Annotated in this window: 16 protein-coding genes; 8 read left to right on the forward strand and 8 right to left on the reverse strand. The window is 69.9% G+C overall.

Features of this window, described 5'->3' with window-relative positions:
• Nucleotides 1–105: 105 nt before the first annotated feature.
• Nucleotides 106–534 (forward strand): OsmC family protein, encoded by a 429-nt coding sequence (locus tag ACTWLI_RS15315; protein WP_445154615.1) that lies wholly within the window; start codon nucleotides 106–108, stop codon nucleotides 532–534.
• Nucleotides 535–630: 96 nt separating this feature from the next.
• Here ACTWLI_RS15315 and ACTWLI_RS15320 read toward each other — a convergent pair whose 3' ends face one another.
• Nucleotides 631–4,182, reverse strand: coding sequence for a S41 family peptidase (locus ACTWLI_RS15320; RefSeq protein ID WP_445154616.1), 3,552 nt, complete (start codon nucleotides 4,180–4,182; stop codon nucleotides 631–633).
• A gap of 74 nt (nucleotides 4,183–4,256) precedes the next feature.
• Between ACTWLI_RS15320 and ACTWLI_RS15325 the strand changes: the two genes are divergently transcribed.
• Nucleotides 4,257–5,150, forward strand: coding sequence for a TIGR01777 family oxidoreductase (locus tag ACTWLI_RS15325; protein WP_445154617.1), 894 nt, complete (start codon nucleotides 4,257–4,259; stop codon nucleotides 5,148–5,150).
• A 108-nt stretch (nucleotides 5,151–5,258) separates the two neighbouring features.
• Here the strand turns inward: ACTWLI_RS15325 and ACTWLI_RS15330 are convergent, their stop codons facing one another.
• Nucleotides 5,259–6,977, reverse strand: a complete 1,719-nt coding sequence (locus ACTWLI_RS15330; RefSeq protein WP_445154618.1) for a serine/threonine-protein kinase — start codon at nucleotides 6,975–6,977, stop codon at nucleotides 5,259–5,261.
• A gap of 161 nt (nucleotides 6,978–7,138) precedes the next feature.
• On the opposite strand from ACTWLI_RS15330, the gene lipB reads away from it, so the two are divergent.
• The 4 genes from lipB (at nucleotide 7,139) to ACTWLI_RS15350 (ending at nucleotide 10,193) form a co-directional block, all read left to right on the forward strand.
• Nucleotides 7,139–7,807: a lipoyl(octanoyl) transferase LipB gene (gene lipB, locus ACTWLI_RS15335; protein WP_445154619.1), complete on the forward strand. Its 669-nt coding sequence runs from the start codon at nucleotides 7,139–7,141 to the stop codon at nucleotides 7,805–7,807.
• A complete protein-coding gene (gene lipA / locus ACTWLI_RS15340; RefSeq protein WP_445154620.1) occupies nucleotides 7,804–8,811 on the forward strand; it encodes a lipoyl synthase in 1,008 nt (335 codons plus the stop codon). Before lipB ends, lipA begins: the two co-directional genes overlap by 4 nt.
• Before the next feature lie 90 nt (nucleotides 8,812–8,901).
• A complete protein-coding gene (locus ACTWLI_RS15345) occupies nucleotides 8,902–9,663 on the forward strand; it encodes a DUF4191 domain-containing protein (protein WP_056740980.1) in 762 nt (253 codons plus the stop codon).
• Nucleotides 9,664–9,833: 170 nt separating this feature from the next.
• Entirely contained in the window at nucleotides 9,834–10,193 is a 360-nt protein-coding gene (locus ACTWLI_RS15350) for a DUF3817 domain-containing protein (RefSeq protein WP_445154621.1), read from the forward strand.
• A gap of 38 nt (nucleotides 10,194–10,231) precedes the next feature.
• Here the strand turns inward: ACTWLI_RS15350 and ACTWLI_RS15355 are convergent, their stop codons facing one another.
• Nucleotides 10,232–10,669 carry an RDD family protein gene (locus ACTWLI_RS15355; protein WP_445154622.1) on the reverse strand — a complete coding sequence of 146 codons (438 nt, stop codon included), beginning with the start codon at nucleotides 10,667–10,669 and terminating at the stop codon, nucleotides 10,232–10,234.
• 293 nt (nucleotides 10,670–10,962) lie between these two features.
• On the opposite strand from ACTWLI_RS15355, the gene glnA reads away from it, so the two are divergent.
• Entirely contained in the window at nucleotides 10,963–12,387 is a 1,425-nt protein-coding gene (gene glnA, locus ACTWLI_RS15360) for a type I glutamate--ammonia ligase (RefSeq protein WP_445154623.1), read from the forward strand.
• Between the two features lie 86 nt (nucleotides 12,388–12,473).
• Here glnA and ACTWLI_RS15365 read toward each other — a convergent pair whose 3' ends face one another.
• On the reverse strand, nucleotides 12,474–13,199 hold the full coding sequence (locus ACTWLI_RS15365) for an HNH endonuclease family protein (RefSeq protein ID WP_445154624.1): 726 nt from the start codon (nucleotides 13,197–13,199) through the stop codon (nucleotides 12,474–12,476).
• 175 nt (nucleotides 13,200–13,374) lie between these two features.
• Between ACTWLI_RS15365 and ACTWLI_RS15370 the strand changes: the two genes are divergently transcribed.
• The gene (locus ACTWLI_RS15370) at nucleotides 13,375–13,830 is read left to right on the forward strand and encodes a hypothetical protein (RefSeq protein WP_445154625.1); all 456 of its coding nucleotides are present in this window, start codon (nucleotides 13,375–13,377) and stop codon (nucleotides 13,828–13,830) included.
• Here the strand turns inward: ACTWLI_RS15370 and ACTWLI_RS15375 are convergent.
• The 4 genes from ACTWLI_RS15375 to ACTWLI_RS15390 form a co-directional block, all read right to left on the reverse strand.
• A complete protein-coding gene (locus ACTWLI_RS15375; protein WP_445154626.1) occupies nucleotides 13,811–14,326 on the reverse strand; it encodes a GNAT family N-acetyltransferase in 516 nt (171 codons plus the stop codon). The two genes, ACTWLI_RS15370 and ACTWLI_RS15375, sit on opposite strands and share 20 nt — an antisense overlap.
• Before the next feature lie 70 nt (nucleotides 14,327–14,396).
• Nucleotides 14,397–15,146, reverse strand: coding sequence for an amino acid ABC transporter ATP-binding protein (locus tag ACTWLI_RS15380; RefSeq protein WP_445154627.1), 750 nt, complete (start codon nucleotides 15,144–15,146; stop codon nucleotides 14,397–14,399).
• The gene (locus ACTWLI_RS15385; protein WP_445154628.1) at nucleotides 15,143–16,657 is read right to left on the reverse strand and encodes an amino acid ABC transporter substrate-binding protein/permease; all 1,515 of its coding nucleotides are present in this window, start codon (nucleotides 16,655–16,657) and stop codon (nucleotides 15,143–15,145) included. Before ACTWLI_RS15385 ends, ACTWLI_RS15380 begins: the two co-directional genes overlap by 4 nt.
• Before the next feature lie 109 nt (nucleotides 16,658–16,766).
• Nucleotides 16,767–19,775 (reverse strand): bifunctional [glutamine synthetase] adenylyltransferase/[glutamine synthetase]-adenylyl-L-tyrosine phosphorylase, encoded by a 3,009-nt coding sequence (locus ACTWLI_RS15390; protein ID WP_445154629.1) that lies wholly within the window; start codon nucleotides 19,773–19,775, stop codon nucleotides 16,767–16,769.
• Nucleotides 19,776–19,782: the final 7 nt, after the last annotated feature.

Genomic DNA, 19,782 nt, shown 5'->3' on the forward strand with positions numbered 1-19,782 from the left:
TGACAGCGGACACCGGGTGCGGGGGCGGGAACGACTCCCTAGGATGGGACACGGCAGGGTCCGCCGCCTGGCCGGATCCTGGTACAACGACGCTGAGGAGTGGATATGGCAACGACACGCACCGCACACACTGTATGGAACGGCGACCTGATGTCCGGGGCAGGCAACACCAGCCTGGACAGCTCGGGCCTGGGCAACTTCGATGTCACCTGGAAGGCCCGCGCCGAGGCGGCCGAGGGCAAGACCAGCCCGGAGGAACTGATCGCCGCGGCGCACTCCGCGTGCTTCTCCATGGCCTTCAGCCACGCCCTGGCGCAGGCCGGCCACACGCCGGAGGAAGTCAACACCAAGGCTGACGTCACCTTCGAGCCCGGCACCGGCATCACCGGCAGCCACCTCACCCTGAACGCCCGGGTGCCCGGCATCTCCGAAGAGGACTTCCAGCGTTTCGCCGAAGAGGCCAAGACCGGCTGCCCCGTCTCGGCGGCCCTGACCGGCATCAAGATCACCCTGGACGCCACCCTGGCCGCCTAGCCAGGGGCGCCAACGCCAAGGCCCCCGCCTCCCGGGTTTCCGGAGGGCGGGGGCCTTTGCCGTGCCCGGCCTTAGCCGTGCGGCGCTGCCTGGCGCCTAGTTCGCCTGGCCGCGGGTCGGGAGGGGCGCCGGCCGGACCAGGCGGTAGCCCTCGCGCAGCGGCGGCCGGTCGGTGGGCAGTTCCTGGATCATTTCCTTCAGCGCGCCGATGCCGTATTCGAGCTGCGGGTCGGTGCCGGCCGCGTACGCGTGCGGCGGGAACACGACCTCGATGTCCGGCGCGACGCCGTAGTTCTCAACGCCCCAGCCCACGCCGCCGGTGAACCAGGTGGCGTAGCGCGGCTGCGTGACACCGGTGCCGTCCGCGAGGGCGAAGCGGTTGTCGATGCCGACCACGCCGCCCCAGGTCCGGGTGCCGATGACCGGCCCGATCCCGCGCAGCTTCGATACCTGGGTGATGATGTCGCCGTCGGACCCGGCAAATTCATCGGTGAGGATGATGACCGGCCCGCGCGGGGCGTGGTGCGGGTAGGTGCGCGGACGCTCCCCGCGCGGCATGCTCCAGCCGGTGACCTTCCGGCCGATCAGTTCCGCCACGAGCTGGGACGTGTGGCCGCCGCGGTTGCGCCGGACATCGACGATCAGCCCGTCGAGTGAGGTCTCCGTGTCCAGGTCGCGGTGCAGCTGCGCCCAGCCGTTGGCCATCATGTCCGGGATGTGCAGGTAGCCGAAGGTGCCCTTGGAGGCCTCCCGGACGGTTCGCCGGTTGGCGGCGACCCACTCCTGGTAGCGGAGCCGCTCCTCGTCCTTGACCGGCACGACGGCGACGCGGCGCTGCTGTCCGGCGCGGTCACCGTGGGCGGCGCCATTGCGCAGGGTCAGTTCCACCGCGCGGCCGGCGGCGCCGACGAGCTGCACGGCCGGGGTCAGCGCTTCGGAGAGTTCGACGCCGTCGATGGCCAGGAGCACGTCACCGGCCCGGGCGTCCACGCCCGGTCGGGTCAGCGGCGAGGTGGCCAGCGGGTCGGAGGACTCCCCCGCCAGGATCCGGGTGATCTCCCAGCCCTCGCCGGTGAAGGCAAGGTCGGCGCCCAGGCGTCCCTGGCCGTTGCTGCCGTTTTCGGTGACGAGGGCGGGCCGGACGTAGGCGTGCGAGGTGCCGAGTTCGCCGTGTAGCTCCCAAAGCAGGTCCACGAGGTCATCGTGGGAGCCGAGCCGGTCCACGATCGGCCGGTACCGGGCGTGGACGGAGTCCCAGTCCTGCCCGGCCATGTCCTCGGTCCAGAAGAAATCGCGCTGCAGGCGCCAGGCCTCGTCGAAGGCCTGGCCCCAGACGCTGACCGGATCCAGCCGGACCCGGATCCGGTTCAGGTCGACGCTCACCCGCTGGCCCGACTCCTCGTCCGCCTTCGCCGCGGCGGGTGAGACGTGGACCTGCTTGTCCTTGACCGTGACGACTTTCTCGCCGTCGCCGCTGAGCCGGTAGCGGTCCAGCGCCTCCACGATCGTGCTGGTACGCCGCTTGGCGAGGTCGAAGCGGACCAGGCTTGGTGCCGCGTTCTTATCCTCAAGGCTGGCCCTGCCGTCGCCCGTGACGCCGGCCAGTTCGTGGTCGAGCCAGAGCAGGGCGCCGTCGGCGGCGGACAGGTCAGAGTAGTTGCCCTGCGGGACGGGGACGCTGATCACGCGGTGGGCCAGGCCTTCGGCGTCGACCGTGACCGTGACGCTCCCGTCGGATCCTGCCTCCGTCGCACCCTCAGAGTCGACCTCGCCGGGCAGGGCGACGTCGGGACCGAAGGGCGACGGGGTATCGGCAGCCAGTGCCACGAGGTAGGGCTTGATCGGGCTGGGGAACGACAGGTCGAAGGAATGGCCGTCGTAGACCGGGTCGAAGCTGCGGTTGGAGAGGAAGGCCAGGAACTTCCCGTCGGGGGTGAAGGCAGGCGCGTCATCCCGGAAGCGGCCGTCGGTGACATCGATGATGGTGGCGTCGCTGCCGGCGGCGCCAACCTGCGGGACCGGGGCGAGCCGCAGCCGGGTCCGGGAGCCGAAGGAGGTCACCGGCTCCGCCCAACCCAGCCACGCCGAGTCGGGCGACCAGGTGAAGGCTTCGATGGTGCCTTCACCGATGGTGCTGAGCAGGGTCAGGTCCCCGCTGCGGGTGTCGGCGAGGTAGATCTCACCGAAGGAGGTGCCGACGGCGAGCCAGTTGCCGTCCGGGCTGGCTTCCATGGCGCTGGCCCGGCTGGGGACCGGGAAGTCGATCCGGGTCCGCTGCCCGGCCTCGCCGGATTCCGCGGCGTGGCCGGCGCCGGACACGGCGCCGGCCGGTGCGGCGTCAGCGGCGGCCGGGGCGACGGCGGCGTCGGTGCCTGCCGCTGCGGTGGCTCCCGCGGCGGCAGTGACTGCCGTGGCGGCGCCGTCGCCGGCCGGGCGGGACAGTGCGGCGGCGGAGACGGGCCGGGGCAATTCCGGGCCGGCGTGGTCCGCCGGCGCGGCCGCTGCTGCCGGCCCGGCGGCGGGGCGGCCCTGGCTGCCGGCGCCGTGAACGCCGCGCACCGGGCCGGCGATGTCCTGCAGGTAGAGCGCTTCGGCCCCGTCATGGTCGGCGACGTAGGCGATCCGGCCGGCACCGAAGGGCCGCGGCAAACGTGCCCTGACACCAGGGTCGGCCGCGATGACGCGCGAAGGTCCGTCCTTGTGGCGCAGCCAGTGCAGGGTGCCGTGGGCCTCCACCGCACTGGAATCGCCGGTCGCGTCCGGGATCACATCGCCCAGGTGCCGGGAGGGCTTCAGGGCCTCGGGGCGCCGGGCCTGCGAGGCGGAGCCCAGGGTGATGGGCAGCTTGACCGGGTCGGCGTCCAGCCCGGCCAGCAGCCACAATTCACCGGCGGACTCGAAGATGATCCGGCCGCCGTCGGTGGACGCGTGCCGGACGTAGAAGTCCTCGTGGTCGGTGTGGCGGCGCAGGTCGGTGCCGTTCGGCAGCACGGAGTAGAGGTTGCCATAGCCCTCGTGGTCGGAGAGGAACGCGATCCGGCCCTGGACCCACATCGGGTCGGTGAGGTTCCCGTCGAGCTCGGCCGCGAGGCGTTCGAATTCGCCGTTGCCGTCGGCGTCGATCCAGAGCTTGCCCGCCGCGCCGCCCCGGTAGCGCTTCCACCAGGCCGGTTCGCGGGAGAGCACGCTGGCCAGGACCACGGGCCGCTCGTCCCCGACGACCGGGCCGTAGGCGACGGACTCGACCGGCCCGAACGGCAGCTCCTGGGCCCAGCCGCCGGTGACGGGGAGGCTGTAGGCGTGCGTGAGCCGGCTGTCCGCCTGCCGGAAGGCGCTGGTGACCACGACATCGCCGTCGGGTGTGAAGCCCTTGACCTTGGTGGAGCTGTGGCCGAAGTAGCTGAGCTGGCGGTACCCGCCGCCGTCGACGTCCGCCGTGACGACCTCGGGGGCGGTGCCCTGGATCACGGTCCAGACCAGGCGCTGCCCGTCAGGGGTAAAGCGCGGGTTGCGGGCGGGCAGCTGCAGCGATGAGACCCGCCACGCCCGGCCGCCGTCCAGGGGCGCGATCCAGACGTCGTCCTCGGCCACGAAGGTGACCAGATCGCCGTGAAGATGCGGGAAACGGAGGTAGCTCGAAGAGGTCATCGTTCGATCATAGTCAACGGCGCGGCTGCCGCCGGGGAGGTTCCGCTACCGTGCCGGGCATGGTGAGATGGCGTATGCGAATTCTTATCGCCGGCGCCTCCGGGCTGATCGGGACAGCCGTTTCCGGCACGCTGCGTGCCAGCGGGCACGACGTCGCCACCCTGGTCCGGAAGCCTCCGTCGAGTACTGCGGAGTACCAGTGGGACCCCGCTGCAGGGCGCATCGACGACCGTGCGCTGGAGGGTGCCGACGCCGTCATCAACCTCTCCGGAGCCGGGATCGGCGACCGGCCCTGGACCCGACGCCGGATCACCGAACTCAGCACCTCACGGCTGGGCCCGACGCGGACCCTGGCGGCCGCGATGGCCAGGATGGAGACGCCGCCCTCGGTGTTCCTGAGCCAGTCCGCCTCCGGCTACTACGGCAGCGCCGGCGCCTCTGTGCTGCGGGAAGACTCGCCCCGCGGCGCCGGCCTGCTGGCCGAGATCTGCGCCGGCTGGGAGGCCGCCGCCCATGAGGCACCGGCCGGCGTGCGCGTCGTCACGGCCCGCACCGGCGTGGTCCTGAGCCGCCACGGCGGGGCCCTTGGCCGACTCCTGCCGCTGCTGCGCCTGGGCGTGGGCGGCCCGCTCGGCGACGGCCGGCAGTACTGGCCCTGGGTCACGCTGCCGGACGTGGCCGGAGCCTTCGAGTTCCTGCTCACGGCTCCGCTGCGCGGACCGGTTAACGTGTGCGCGCCCGAAAGCGCCGACGTGAACGCGCTGATCGGGCAGCTGGCAAAGGCCCTGCACCGCCCGGCCCTGCTCCGCGTCCCGGCGCCGGTCCTGCGCCTGGCCATGGGCCAGCTGGCCGATGAGCTGCTGCTGGCCAGCCAGCGGATGGAACCCGCCGCCCTGGCCGGAGCCGGTTTCCGCTGGCAGCACCCCTCACTGGGCGAGGCCGCCGCATGGGTGGCCGGCCGGGACTGAAGCCTGGTCCAAAGTACCCGCACGCGGCCGCCTGCCTGGACCGGGCAGCCCCGTCAGGGCGCCCGGCGCGGCTGCACGGACCTGTCTCCGCGGCCAGCAGCCGGGAGGTCAGCCCCCGGGCAGGATCTCCTGGATCCGCCACTGCCCGTCCACCGGCACCAGCACCAGGCGCAACTGCTGCCGGTGCGCGGCGGCCTCGGCGATGACCGTGCCGTCGGCGTCGCGCTCCCGGTAGGGCGGGGAGTCGACCCTGACGGAAACGACCGCCCTGGCGGGGGTGCTCCCCGGCTGCCGGGCCAGCTGTGAAAGTCGCGCGTCGAAGCCCTCGAGGACGTGGCCTGAACGTGCCAGGCGGGTCCCGACGGCTGCATCCGCCGCCGCGGCGGGTGAGTCGGGGACCGTGACCAGCTGCAGCAGGGCGGTGTTGCCGGTGTTGAAGGCATAGGAACGGAGGGCCGCCAGTGCGCCGACTGCATCCTCCGGCCGGTCCGCCCCGAGCGGGCCGCGCAGCCCGGCAGGCACAATGCCGCGCGCATCGCCCTGGCCGCCGTTCTGCGCGTGCTCCCCGTTGTCCGGGCCCGTGGTCGGTGCCAAGGACTGCTCGGCCGCGGGCCGCAGCTCCGGCGCCCATTGACCGGTCGCCAAACTGCCTGCCACCAGCAGCGTCCCGAAGACGCCGGCCGCGGTGACGGCCAGCGATATCAGGAGCGTCATCCCCGCCCGCCGGAGCCGGCGCCCGCCCCTGGCACCGGCGGCGTGCCGTGCCCTGCGCCGGCCCGCGGCATCCGCACCCGGTCCCACCACCGCCCGCTGACGCAGCACCGGCTCCACGGCCGCGCGCTCCCGCACCGGCCCCACGGCCGCGCGCTCCCGCACCGACCGCTGCCGCCGCCACCGCCACCGCGCCAACGCAGCCCGGAGCCGCGCGGCCCGGCGGCCGCCCGCCCCGGATGGTACCGAGCGGCGCGTCAGTAGCTCCGGCAAGACCGTCGGGTGGGCCGAGCCCGAGAGGTCCACGGGTTCCGCCCGGGCGCTGCGGAAGACGGCCGCAGCGAACTCGGCGGCGGACGGACGCAACCGCCGGTCCTCGCGCAGCCCCGCTTCCAGGACCTCAGCCAGGGCCACCGGGACCTCCGGGAGCAGCAGCGGCAGCGGCGGCCGCTGCTGTTGCGCCGCCGGGGCACGGCCGGTCAGGCAGAACCAGCCCAGTGCCGCCGCGGAGTACACGTCGGACTCCGGGTACAGCCCGGCCCGGACCGCATCCACCGGCGCGGGATCCCTGAACCCTTCCGTGCCGGGGCGCACCGCCTCCCCCGGATCGAGCATCATTCGAGCCACGCCCAGGTCGGAGAGCAATGGCTTGCCGTGGGCCGTGAACAGCACATTGCCCGGCGCCACGTCGCCATGGGTGAAGCCGTTCGCGTGCAGATACGCCAGAGCCTGCGCCACCGGAGTCAGGACGGTGACGGTCTCGCCGGCGCCCAGGCTGCCCCGGGCAGCCAAGAGCTGGGCGAGCGACCCGCCCGCCGCGTAATCGAGGATGAGGGCCCGCCCACCGCCGGTCCCATACCGTACCCGGACAACGTCGCGGGCCTTGATCAGGTGCTCGTGTTCCAGCGCCGACAGGATGCCGAGCTCCCTGCGGACGGCTTCACCGGCGTCACCAGTTGCTTGGTCCCCGACGTCGCCGGGCGCTGTGTCCCCGGGCGGCGCGAAGCACTTGAGCGCCACGTCACGGCGCGTCACATGCTCGGTGGCGAGCCAGACGGCGGCCGCGCCGCCGCGCCCCAGCAGCCGCCCGACGTCGAACCCGTCAACTTCCGGCACGGGGAGGGAACCTGCAGGGGAATCAGGAAGGGAAGCCTGGCCATATGCGTCCATGTCCTAGGAATAGCCGATCCGCGCCGGGCCTGCAGAAGTTATCCACAGGCATGAGAGCTTCACCACAGAATCGGCCGGCGGGACGGCCGAGGTCTAAGCTGGATGCCATGACTCTTGAGTTCCAACAGCTGGGTCTTGCCCCGGACTTCATCGATTACACGCGCGGGTGGGAGATCCAGCGCGAACTCCACGAGAAAGTCCTCGCCGGCACCGCGCCCAGCACCGTTCTGCTCCTCGAACACTCCGCCGTCTACACCGCCGGAAAGCGTACCGAGGACCACGAGCGCCCGTTCGATGGAACGCCCGTGGTCGCCGTGGACCGCGGCGGCAAGCTGACCTGGCACGGCCCCGGCCAGCTGGTGGGCTACCCGATCATCAAGCTGAAAAACAAGGCCGGCATCCGTGATTACGTCGAACGCCTCGAGGCCGTCATGATCGCTGTCCTCGCCGACTACGGCATCGACGCCGTCCGGATTAAAGGCCGCGCCGGCGTCTGGATCGAGGCGGACGAGAAGGGTCCGGACCGCAAGATTGCGGCCATCGGCATCCGGGTCCACGAGGGCGTGACCATGCATGGCTTCGCCATCAACTGCAACAACGATCTGGCTCCCTACGGCCAGATCATCGCCTGCGGCATCACCGACGCCGGCGTCACCACGATCGCGCAGGAGACCGGCCGGGACGTTGCCCCGGCGGACCTCGTGTCGCGTGTCATCGAAGAACTGCGCAACAATGAAGAAGCCCTTGTTGCAACCCATGAAGGAGCCCTACTGTGACCCTGGCACCAGAAGGCCGGAAGCTGCTGCGCATCGAGCAGCGCAACGCGGCCACCCCGGTGGAACGCAAACCGGAATGGATCAAAGCCAAAGTCCAGATGGGCCCGGAATTCGTCCAGCTCAAAAACCTGGTCAAAAAAGAAGGCCTCCACACCGTCTGCGAAGAGGCCGGCTGCCCCAACATCTTCGAATGCTGGGAAGACAAGGAAGCGACCTTCCTGATCGGCGGCTCCGAATGCACCCGCCGCTGCGACTTCTGCCAGATCGACACCGGCAAACCCTCCCCCGTGGACATGTTCGAACCCACCAAGGTCGCCCGCTCGGTCCAGTCCATGCAGCTGCGCTACGCCACCGTCACCGGCGTCGCCCGCGACGACCTCGCCGACGAAGGCGTCTGGCTCTACGCCGAAACCGTCCGCAAAATCCACGAACTGAACCCCGGCACCGGCGTCGAACTCCTGATCCCCGACTTCTCCGGCAAACCCGAACACATCGCCGCGATCTGCGACTCCAAACCCGAAGTCTTCGCCCACAACGTCGAAACCGTCCCCCGGATCTTCAAACGCATCCGCCCCGCGTTCCGCTACGAACGCTCCCTCGACGTCATCACCCAGGGCCGGAACCTCGGCATGGTCACCAAATCCAACCTCATCCTGGGCATGGGCGAAACCCGCGAAGAGATCTCCGAGGCCCTCCGCGACCTGCACGAGGCCGGCTGCGACCTGATCACCATCACCCAGTACCTGCGCCCCTCCGAACGCCACCTTCCCGTGGACCGCTGGGTCAAACCGCAGGAATTCGTGGACCTGCAGCAGGAAGCCGACGAGATCGGCTTCCTCGGCGTCATGTCCGGGCCGCTCGTGCGCTCCTCCTACCGCGCCGGCCGGCTCTGGGCCACCGCGATGCGCAAAAAGGGCTGGGAAATCCCCGCCGAACTCGCCCACATCGAATCCTCCGGCAGCACCCGGCAGGAAGCCAGCTCACTGCTCGCCGCACACTCCTAAAACACCCACCACCAGCTTGCCGCCCAGGGCCGGCGCCGGAGCAATCCGGCGTCCGGCCCTGAGCCGTGCATCACGTAGAATTAAGGCACTATGGCGAATTTCCCTGACTCCAGCACGTCCACTCCTTCAGCCGGTGAGCCGAAGCGTGGCCTCTTCTCCCGCAAGCCCAAGGCTGCAAAGGTGAAGAAGCCGAGCCGGCTGAAGCAGATCAGGGAAGTCTTCGAGATGACCCGCCGCCACGATCCGATGGTTCCGTGGCTCATGCTGCTTGCGTTCCTGGGCGTCGTCGCAGTCAGCTTCGCGGTTGGCTTCCTGCTGGATAACTGGATCACCGGCCTGATCATCGGCATCCCGCTGGGCATCCTCGCCGCCACCCTGATCCTGTCCCGCCGCGCCGAGCGTGCGGCCTTCGCCCAGATCGAGAACCAGCCGGGCGCCTCGGGTGCCGCGCTGGGCACCCTCCGCCGCGGCTGGATCACCGAGGACCAGCCGGTCGCCGTGAACCCGCGCACCCAGGATGCCGTCTTCCGCGCCGTCGGGCGTCCCGGCGTTGTGCTGGTCAGCGAGGGCCCGAGCCACCGGGTCAAGCCCCTGATCGACGGCGAACGCAAGCGCCTCGCGCGCATCCTGCCGAACGTCACGATCCACGTCATCGAAAGCGGCCGCGGCGAGGGCCAGGTCCCGATCAGCCAAGTGGCCCGCAAGATGGGCAAGATGAAGAACGAGCTGACCAAGATCGAGGTCAGCACCGTTTCCAAGCGCATCTCCTCGCTCGGCAACCGCCTGCCGATCCCGAAGGGCGTCGACCCGTACAAGGCCCGCCCGGACCGCAAGGCGGCCCGCGGGCGCTGACCCGGACGTTTGGTTCCGGTTACGCTTCTGGATCCGCCCCGGATACCGGCACCCGCCGGCCGCCGGGGCGGTCCGTTTTTAACCCGCTTACAACCCGCCGCTTCCCCGCCCGGCGCCGCTCCGGGCGCCCCGGCGCGGCCATCCCCCACCACGATCCCGGAGACTGACCCATGAGACTGCCCTCGAAGACCACCGTCATCCGGATTTTCCGGATCCTCGCCGTCGCCGAAGCCTTCAGCTGGGCGGCGCTGTTGGTGGGAATGTTCCTCAAGTGGGTGCTGCGGACCACCGAGGTGGGCGTTGAGCTCGCCGGACCGGTTCACGGGGCTTTCTTCATCGGCTACGGGCTGGCGGCCCTTGCCCTGTGGCGGCTGCAGCGCTGGCCGTTCCGGGTGGCGCTGTTCGCCGGGCTCGCCGCGGTGCTGCCCTTCGCCACGGTGTGGTTCGAACGCTGGGCCGGACGGCGCGGCTACCTTGGCGCCACCACCGTCCCGGCCGCGGCGCGGGTCCACGAGCCAGCGGAAGTCTAGGCTCCCTGCGGCCGCGCCCGGCGGCCGCGCCGCGTCGGCTACATCCGGACGAGGACGGTATTCATGGCCTTGTCGTGCAGGCCGCGGCGGTCCGGATCGAAAATGACGGCGGGGATCACCAGGCAAAGCAGCACACTGCGGACCAGCCCGGCGAGCGGCCCGGCGGGGCCGCCGCCCAGGCGGATGACGTGGATGCCCATGATCCGGTGGCCGATGCTGTAGCCCAGCGTGCCGACCAGGAGGGCCTGCTCAATGGCGAAAACCGCCAGCGTAGCCCAGGAATCGCCGCCAAAGGCGAAGTTGCTGATCAACAGCGCAATGCCCCAGTCAATGCAGATCGCGAGGATCCTGCGCCCGGCGCGGGCGATGGAACCCCGGCCGGATTCGGGCAGACCCAGCCGCTCCCCCGGGTACTTGGAAATGCCGGAGGTGTCCGGTCCGCTGAGCCAGGAGCCTATGTCTTTGCGATCAACCACCCTCCAAGCCTAGCCGCTTCCCGCACACCCGAGTCTTGTTCACGATCCGGACATCGAACAGCCACTGAGCGGACACGGATAGGCCACAGTGTGGACAGCGGCTAGCTTTAACACGTCAGCGCATTCTGTAACCTGCCCGAAACAATGCGGACACCGACGGGAAATCCCGCGTCCCTAGGGTGGTAACAGTTGCCGGCAGCACCGTTGGCGGGGACGCACTGCGTTCCATCCGCCCGGCTGCGCTGGACCTCACGGCCTGACGGCCAGATCTTTCATATGCGTAAGGAGCATAGATGTTCAAGACTGCGGACGAAGTCCTCAAGTTCATCAAAGACGAAGACATCAAATTCGTTGATATCCGCTTCACCGACCTGCCCGGCGTCCAGCAGCACTTCAATGTTCCGGCCAAGAGCGTCGACGCTGACTTCTTCGTCAATGGCCAGCTCTTCGACGGCTCGTCGATCCGCGGCTTCCAGGGCATTGCCGAGTCGGATATGCAGCTCATCCCGGATGTCACGACCGCGTTCGTCGACACCTTCCGCATCGAGAAGACCCTCGCGCTGAACTTCTCCATCGTCAACCCGCGCACCGGCGACCCGTACCACCGCGACCCCCGCGGCGTGGCGGAAAAGGCCGAGGCCTACCTGGCCTCCACCGGCATCGCCGACACCGCGTTCTTCGCCCCCGAGGCCGAGTTCTTCGTCTTCGACAACATCCAGTACGAGTCCTCCCCGCAGGGCAGCTTCTACAAGATCGACTCCGAGGAAGCGCACTGGAACACCGGCCGCAAGGAAGAGGGCGGCAACCTCGGCTACAAGACCCCCGTCAAGGGCGGCTACTTCCCGGTCGCGCCGACCGACAAGCAGGCCGACCTGCGCGACGCCATGTGCGTGGCCCTGGACGAGGCGGGCCTCGAGGTCGAGCGCAGCCACCACGAAGTCGGGTCCGCCGGCCAGGCCGAAATCAACTACAAGTTCACCACCCTGACCCACGCGGCCGATGACCTGCAGAAGTTCAAGTACGTCATCAAGAACACCGCCGACGCCTGGGGCAAGTCCGTCACCTTCATGCCGAAGCCGGTCTTCGGTGACAACGGCTCGGGCATGCACTGCCACCAGTCGCTGTGGAACGGCGGCGAGCCGCTGTTCTACGACGAAAAGGGCTACGCCGGTCTGTCCGACACCGCCCGCTGGTACATCGGCGGCCTGCTCAAGCACGCCTCCGCCGTCCTGGCCTTCACCAACCCGACGGTGAACTCCTACCGCCGCCTGGTCAAGGGCTTCGAAGCCCCGGTCAACATGGTCTACTCGCAGGGCAACCGCTCCGCCGGTATCCGTATCCCGATCACCGGCTCGAACCCGAAGGCCAAGCGCATCGAGTTCCGCGCACCGGACCCGTCCTCCAACCCGTACCTGGCGTTCGCTGCCCAGCTGATGGCCGGCATCGACGGCATCCGCAACCGCATCGAGCCGCCCGCGCCGATCGACAAGGACCTCTACGAGCTCCCCGCCGAGGAAGCCAAGGACATCCCCAAGGCGCCGGGCACCCTCGAGGAAGCCCTGGAAGCCCTGGCCGAGGACAACGAGTTCCTGCAGGCCGGCGGTGTCTTCACCCAGGACCTGATCGACACCTGGATCGAGTACAAGTTCGAGAACGAGATCCGTCCGCTCTCGCTGCGCCCGAACCCGTACGAGTTCGAGCTCTACTACGGCGTCTAGCCGTCCGGGCCGCAAGGACCCCGCGTAGAAAAGCCCGCCCGGGCCGCCTATCACGGCGGCCCGGGCGGGCTTTTTTGTCCTGGACGCTAAGCCCGGTTGACGCTGATGGTCACGTTCGGGCAGGAGTTGGCGAAGCGCACCAGCGCCGCTTTTTCGACGGCGTCAACGCGCAGGCCCCAGCGGATCTTCACCGCCACCCATTGGCCGATGTACGCGCAGCGGTTGGCGGGCGGCATCCAGGCCTCCGGCCCCCTGGCCTGCTTGGCGGAGTTAAGGGAAGAGGTCTGGGCGCTGAGCGTCCGCGGGTCGCTCAGATCGTTGTAGTAGGCCACGCGCCGGGCCTGGGACCAGTAGCGCGCTCCGGATCCCCAGGCCTCATGGACGGGTACCGTGTGGTCGATCTGCACAGTGGAGGCTGAGGTGTGGACCCGGTTGTCCCACGAGGTTACCCAGCGGCCCCTGCTGACCGTGCACCCGCGGCTGGTGAAGGCAAGAGCGGCCCGCGTCTCCTGGATGAGGACCTCCTGCCGGGTGTTCTGGCAGTCGCGGTTGGCGTCCTTCCAGGTGCCGAAGTACCGGTCGCGGTCGTAGCCCGTGTTGACCTCCGGGGCGACGGGCAGCGCCCGCGCAGCGGTGCGCAGGGGCGCTTTGTAGACCGTGGCGGCCTCGGCGGGAACGGCCAGCCCGGCCAGCAGCAGGCCGAGCACGACCCCGGCCACTCCGGCTCCCCTTCCGGCGCGCAGGCCCCGCCTGAGCACCTTCGGCCGGGGCCCGGCCTGGACGCGGGCGGGCAAGGGCAGTTGGACGTTCATGTTCCCCCAAATAGTGACTCTTCGAATGTGGCGCCGGTGCGTGGCGCGAAGGCAATTTTGACACAGCCGAAGGAGAACATCCGGCACCGGCCCGCCGACCATCGTGCCCGGGTTCCGGCCACTTTCCCGGGTTCACGGCTACGCTTGGTCCTAGGAACTTCATTGAGGAGCGGTCATGTCCCGGTTCCGGACTTTTATCCAGCGGCACCTGGTGGCCGACGACCCGGCGCCGGGCTACTCGCGTCTGGACCGCCTCGGAGGTCTCGAGGAACCGCCGGCCGTGACGGCCGCCCCGGCAGACAGTCCAAAATCAACCGCGGCACCAACCGCACCGTCAGTCCCGGCGGCCGTCCCCCGCGCACCCGCCGTTGACGCGGAGCTGGCCGCGATCGTGGAAAGACTCCGGGCCGACGAGCACGAGTTCACCGGCGACGTGGCGGACCGGTCAACCCGGGACCGGCGCTACCTTCTGGCCCTGGTGGAGCAGCAGCGGGCCCGGCTGGAGCAGGTGGAGGAACTGGCGGAGCGCCTGGACCGGCACGGCTCCCAGGACAGGCACTATGCCCGGCAGATCCGCTCGGCGCTCAGCCTGCCCGGGGACGACCTGGGGCTCAGAACGCCCGGTACATGATCCGCTGGGGTCCGGCGTCGCCGCCCAGGTACTGCCCGCGGTCCTCGAAGCCGGCCTTCCGGTACGCAGCCTGCCCGGCCGGGTTGGCCTCGTTGACGGACAGCACAACGCCGCGCTGGGCCCCGCCCTGCCGGAGCGTTAACCGGGCCGCTTCCCGAACCGCGGCGTCCGCTCCCGCGGCGCCGAATCCCCTGCCCTGGTGCCGCCGGTCGATCAGGAAGCCGCGGAGCAGCCAGGCCGATTCGTCGTCGGCCCAGCCGGCTGCGCGGGCAGCCCCGGCCTGCAGGGTGGCGACGCCGACGGCGCTGCCACCGGCGTCCAGGACGTAGGGGAAACGGCTGTCCTCTTCCAGGCCCAGGAGCATCATCCGCAGCGGATCGCCGACGAACCTTTCCTGCCCCTCGCCCAGTTCCAGCCCGGCGGCCTCGCCCAGCTTGATGGCGCGGGCGTCGCCGTCGAGGTCCCTGAGGCTGATCAGCCAGACGTGTGCAGACATACAGAGAAGCGTAACCGGGGCCCGGGCCGCTCCGCTGCCGGAGGGGGCCCGGGCCGCGCCGGCGGGTCCGCTAGAGGACTTTGGAGAGGAAGTCCTGGGTGCGCTGCTGCTGCGGGTTGCCGAACAGTTCCTCCGGGACGCCCTGTTCGCAGATGACGCCGTCGGCCATGAACAGCACCCGGTCGGCCACCTCGCGGGCGAAGCCCATCTCGTGGGTGACCAGGACCATCGTCATGCCCTCGCGGGCCAGGTCCTTGATCACCTGCAGCACCTCGCCGACCATTTCGGGGTCCAGCGCGGAGGTGGCCTCGTCGAAGAGCATGATGTCCGGGTTCATCGCCAGGGCACGCGCGATCGCGACACGCTGCTTCTGGCCGCCGGAGAGCGACGCCGGCCGGGCGTCCGCCTTCTCGGCGAGGCCCACCCGCTCCAGCAGTTTCAGGGCATTGGCGCGCGCCTCGGCCTTGCCCTGCTTCTTCGATTCGACCGGCGCGAGCATGATGTTCTCGATCACCGACATGTGCGGGAACAGGTTGAAGTGCTGGAACACCATGCCGATGTGCCGCCGGACTTCGTTGATGTCGACCTTCGGATCGGTGACGTCGAAGCCGTCCACCGTGACGTGGCCGGCGGTGATCTCCTCAAGCTTGTTCAGGCAGCGCAGGAAGGTGGACTTGCCCGAGCCCGAGGGGCCGATCACGCAGACCACCTCCCCCTCGGCGACTTCGGCGTTGATGCCCTTGAGGACCTCGTTGGCGCCGAAGGACTTCTTCAGCTCCCGGACGGAGATCTTGCTCGGTGCGGTGGTTGCCGTGCTCATTTGTTGAACCTCATATCCGCGACGTTGGCCAGCTTGGTCAGGAGCATGATGACGACGAAGTACAGGACCGCGACGATCAGCAGGGTTTCGGTGATCCGGAAGTTGCCGGCGTAGATCTGCTGGCCCTGGTAGAGCAGCTCGGCGAAGCCGATGGCCAGCAGCAGCGAGCTGTCCTTGAGCATGATGATGAGCTGGTTGATCAGGGACGGGGTCATGATCTTGAACGCCTGCGGCACCACGACCTTCTGCATGGACTTGGCGTACCCCAGGCCCAGGCTGCGGCTGGCCTCGAGCTGGCCCGGGTCCACGGACTGGATGGAGCCGCGCACAATCTCGGTGATGTAGGCGCCGGCGTTGAGGCTCAGCGTCAGCACGCCTGCCACCCAGATGTCGATCGGCTGGCCGGTCAGCTGCGGGACGCCGAAGTAGAAGAAGAACGCCCAGACCAGCAGCGGGGTGCCGCGGAAGATGTTGACGAAGGTGGTGGCGAGGCCTCGCAGGATGACCGACGTCGAGATCTTGAAGAAGCCCATGAACAGGCCGATCAGCATCGCCAGGACGAAGGAAATCGCGGTCACCAGGACGGTGTTGCCCAGGCCCTTCATCAGGGCCGGGAAGCTGTTGGCCAGCAGGTCCCAGAAACTGGACTGCGCCGCCTGCGACGGGTCCTTGAGGTACTTGTCCAGGATCTTCTGGTATTCGCCGCTGGACTTCAGGTCCGCCAGGCCGGTGTTGAACGCCTTGAGCAGTTCCGGGTTCTTGCCCTTGTTGACCGCGAAGCCGTAGGACCCGCCCTTTTCCTTCTCCGAGACGGCCTTCAGTCCGTTGTTCTGGCTGATGCCGTACGCCAGGACCGGGTAGTCATCGAAAACGGCGACGGCGTTGCCGGACTTCACGAGTTCGTACATGGTCGCGGACTGGTCCAGGGACTTGACCGTGAAGCCGTACTTGCCGGCGATCGACTTGGCGAACGTCTCGCCTTCGCTGCCGGTCTTGGCCGTGACGGTCTTGTCCTTCAGGTCCTCGTAGCCCTTGATGTCGGTGTTCGACTTGGCGACTGCCATCTGGACACCGGACTCGAAGTACGGGTCGGAGAAGTCGTAGATCTGCTTGCGCGGCTCGGTGATGGACATGCCGGCGATCACGCCGTCGACCTGGTTGGAGGACAGTGCCTGCAGCGCCGCGTTGAAGCCGAGGGACTTGATCTCGACGGAGAAGCCCTGGTTCTTGGCGATCTGCCGGATGATGTCCATGTCGATGCCGGTCAGCTCGCCGCCGGCATCCCGGAACTCGAACGGGGCGAACGTCGTGTCGGTGCCGATGACGTACGTTTTCCCGGAGACGCTCGACGCCGCGGCGGCCGGCTGTGCCGCTTCGGCGGCCTGGCGGACATCCGCCGGGGCGGCGGCTGCGCCGGTCGCTCCGAAGAGCAATGCGGCGAACGCCAGCAACGCTGCTAGGACCGTGGCCGTCCGCGGCCGGGCGGCGCCGGCCTGCTGGAGTCTGGGCAAGGTAAACAACCCCTCAAGTGGTGTGGCAGCCGGCACAGGTCGCCGGCAAAGTACCCCTCGAGGCTACCCGCATTTATCCGGCGGCGGGATAAATGTCGGCCCCGGCGGCCTACTGGCCGTAGAAGACGCGCTCGAAGACCGCCCGGGCCCGCCGGCTCAGCCGCAGGTAGTCCTCCTCCAGTGCCGCGGCGTTACCGTGGCCGTAGCCGCACCAGCGCGCCACCGCCTCCAGGTCCCGCCGCGAGGACGGCAGCAGGTCCGAGGCGCGGCCGGTCCAGATCACGTTGGCCGAACGGATCCGGCTCGCGAGCCGCCAGGCCCGCAGCAGCAGCACGACTTCCCCGCCGTCCAGCAGCTCCAGCTCCGCGGCCGCTTCGAGCGCCTCCACGGTGGAGGTGGTGCGCAGTTCCGGATGCCGTCCCGCGTGCCGAAGCTGCAGAAGCTGGGCGAGCCATTCGACGTCGCTGAGGCCGCCGCGGCCCAGTTTCAGGTGGCGGGCGGGGTCCGCGCCGCGGGGCAGCCGTTCGGCTTCCATCCGGGCCTTCACCCGGCGGACCTCGCGGACGTCCTGGTCCGATACCGACTCCGGGTACCGGATGGGGTCGATCAGCGCCATGAAGTCCGCGGCGAGCTCATCGTCGCCGGCCATCGGGCGGGCCCGCAGCAGCGCCTGGGCCTCCCAGATCAGGGACCAGCGGCGGTAGTACTCGGCGTAGGAGTCGAGCGAGCGCACCATCGGGCCGTTCTTGCCCTCGGGCCTCAGGTCCGCGTCGACCGCGAGCACCCGTTCGGCGAGGATGGCGGGCTTCAGCGGCTGGGTCAGCAGGCTCGAGAGCTTGCCGACGATGCGTGCCGCCTGCGCCTGCGCTTCATCCTCGGGGACGCCGGGCAGGCCGCGGTGGACGTAAATGACATCCGCATCGGAGCCGTAACCGATTTCCCGGCCGCCCTGGCGCCCCATCGCCACCACGAGGACCCGGGTCTTGAGCGGTTCCCGCGCCGAGACCACGTTCTCGGCCACGCGGAGCGCGCCGAGCATGGCGGCGCGGTCGGTGTCGGCCAGCGCCGCCCCGACCTGGTCCTGATCCAGCAGCCCGGCGCTGTCGGCGATGGCGACCCGCAGGATCTCGCGCCGCCGGATCAACCGGATCAGCCGCATGGCGCTCTCCGGGTCCGCGTGCCGGGACATCTTCGAGGTGATCTCCAGCCACTGGGCCTCGAAACCGACCGGAACCAGGTCCTTGTCCGAGCCGAGCCAGGCGACGGACTCGGGCGACACCTCCAGCAGGTCCGAGATCAGCCGCGAGTTCGAGAGCACGTGGCAGAGCCGCTCGGCCGCCGCGGTCGAATCCCGCAACAGGCCGAGGTACCAGTGCGTGGTGCCGAGCGCCTCGCTGACCCGGCGGAACGCCAGCAGCCCGGCGTCGGGGTCCACTCCGTCGGCGAGCCAGCCGAGCAGGATCGGCAGCAGCTGGCGCTGCAGCGCCGCCCGGCGGCTGACGCCGGCGGTCAGCGCCTCGATGTGCCGCATGGCGCCAGGTGGGTCGAGGTAGCCGAGGGCGGCCAGCCGGCCCTGCGCGGCCTCGGGCGTCAGCCGGGCCTCCTCGCTGCTCAGCGCCGCCGCGGTGTTCAGCAGCGGCCGGTAGAAGATACGTTCGTGAAGCTCGCGCACGGAACGTTTCGTCTTCCGCCAGGCCGACAACAGCGCATCGGGGTGCGGGCGCTCGGTGGAAAACGGGCCCAGCACGGCCTTGGCGAGGGAGCGCAGCGAGGCTTCCTTGACCGGCATGAGGTGGGTGCGGCGCAGCTGGAACAGCTGGATCCGGTGCTCGAGCAGGCGCAGATAGCGGTAGTCGCGGTCGAATTCCTTCGCGTCGGCGCGGCCGATGTAGCCGCCGGCGGAGAGCGCCGCGATCGCCGAAGTGGTGTCCCGGCAGCGCAGGCTCTCGTCGGACCGGCCGTGCACCAGCTGCAGCAGCTGGACGGTGAACTCCACATCGCGCAGGCCCCCGCGGCCGAGTTTGAGCTGCCGCTGTTCCTCGTCGGCCGGGATGTGTTCGGTGACCCGGCGGCGCATGGACCGGACGGATTCGACGAAGCCCTCCCGGCCGGCGGAGGACCAGATCAGCGGCCCGACGGCGGCCTCGTAGCGGGCGCCGAGGGCGGCATCACCGGCGATGGTGCGGGCCTTCAGCAGGGCTTGGAATTCCCAGCTCTCGGCCCAGCGGGCGTAGTAGCTTTCATGCGAGGCGAGGGTCCGCACCAGCGGCCCGGACTTGCCCTCGGGGCGGAGGTTGGCGTCGACCTCCCAGAGTCCGGGCTCGCGGGCCGTGGACATGATGGCCCGCGAAATTCCGGAGGCCAGGGCGGTGCCGATGGTGTTCGCCCGGGCGTCGTCGAGGCCGCCGGGATCGATCACGTAGATGACGTCGACGTCGGAGATGTAGTTCAGTTCGCGGGCACCGCACTTGCCCATCCCGATCACGGCCAGCCCGACGTCGGCGACCTCGGCGGCGCTGAACTGCTCCGCCGCCTCGGCCCGGGAGACGGCCAGGGCCGCCTCGATCGCGGCGCCGGCCAGGTCGGCCAGTTCGGCCCCGACGGCCGGCATCGCATCGAGCGGATCGGCGGCGCAGAGGTCCTTGACCGCCAGCTCCACCAGGCCGCGCCGGTACGCGGTGCGCAGGGCCGCATAGCCGTCCTGCCCGGCCAGGGCCGCGACCGGCCGGGCCGCCCGGGGATCGGCGCGGACCGCTTGCAGCAGCCGGGTGCGCAGCGCAGCGGCGTCGGCCGGTTGCGGTTCCGGGCTGGCCGTCACCTCGAAGGCGTCTAGGTGCTCGGGGTGCCGGATGAGGAACTCCCCGAGCGCCTCGGACGCGCCCAGGACACGGTAGAGCGGCTCGCTCCGCTCCGGATCGGCGGCCAGCTTCCGCAGCTCCGGGTGCTTCTCGATCAACCGGACCAGCGACTGCAGCGCCGTGTCCGGGTTGGCGGCCAGGGCCAGCCCGGCGAACAGGGCGTCTTCGTCCAGGCCGGCAAGCTCCGGCGCGGCCAGGAACCGCTCGCCTTTCTCCAGGTCGTTGAAACCCGCGGCGATGAGGCGCCGTGCCAGGCTCACCCCAAGC

The sequence above is a fragment of the Arthrobacter sp. Hor0625 genome (assembly GCF_052567525.1).

Coding starts and splice junctions, on each gene's coding strand:
- ACTWLI_RS15315 (WP_445154615.1), top strand. CDS start 106: ATGGCAACGACACGCACCGCACACACTGTATGGAACGGCGACCTGATG.
- ACTWLI_RS15320 (WP_445154616.1), bottom strand. CDS start 4,182: ATGACCTCTTCGAGCTACCTCCGTTTCCCGCATCTTCACGGCGATCTG.
- ACTWLI_RS15325 (WP_445154617.1), top strand. CDS start 4,257: ATGCGAATTCTTATCGCCGGCGCCTCCGGGCTGATCGGGACAGCCGTT.
- lipB (WP_445154619.1), top strand. CDS start 7,139: ATGACTCTTGAGTTCCAACAGCTGGGTCTTGCCCCGGACTTCATCGAT.
- ACTWLI_RS15345 (WP_056740980.1), top strand. CDS start 8,902: ATGGCGAATTTCCCTGACTCCAGCACGTCCACTCCTTCAGCCGGTGAG.
- ACTWLI_RS15350 (WP_445154621.1), top strand. CDS start 9,834: ATGAGACTGCCCTCGAAGACCACCGTCATCCGGATTTTCCGGATCCTC.
- glnA (WP_445154623.1), top strand. CDS start 10,963: ATGTTCAAGACTGCGGACGAAGTCCTCAAGTTCATCAAAGACGAAGAC.
- ACTWLI_RS15365 (WP_445154624.1), bottom strand. CDS start 13,199: ATGAACGTCCAACTGCCCTTGCCCGCCCGCGTCCAGGCCGGGCCCCGG.
- ACTWLI_RS15370 (WP_445154625.1), top strand. CDS start 13,375: ATGTCCCGGTTCCGGACTTTTATCCAGCGGCACCTGGTGGCCGACGAC.
- ACTWLI_RS15375 (WP_445154626.1), bottom strand. CDS start 14,326: ATGTCTGCACACGTCTGGCTGATCAGCCTCAGGGACCTCGACGGCGAC.
- ACTWLI_RS15380 (WP_445154627.1), bottom strand. CDS start 15,146: ATGAGCACGGCAACCACCGCACCGAGCAAGATCTCCGTCCGGGAGCTG.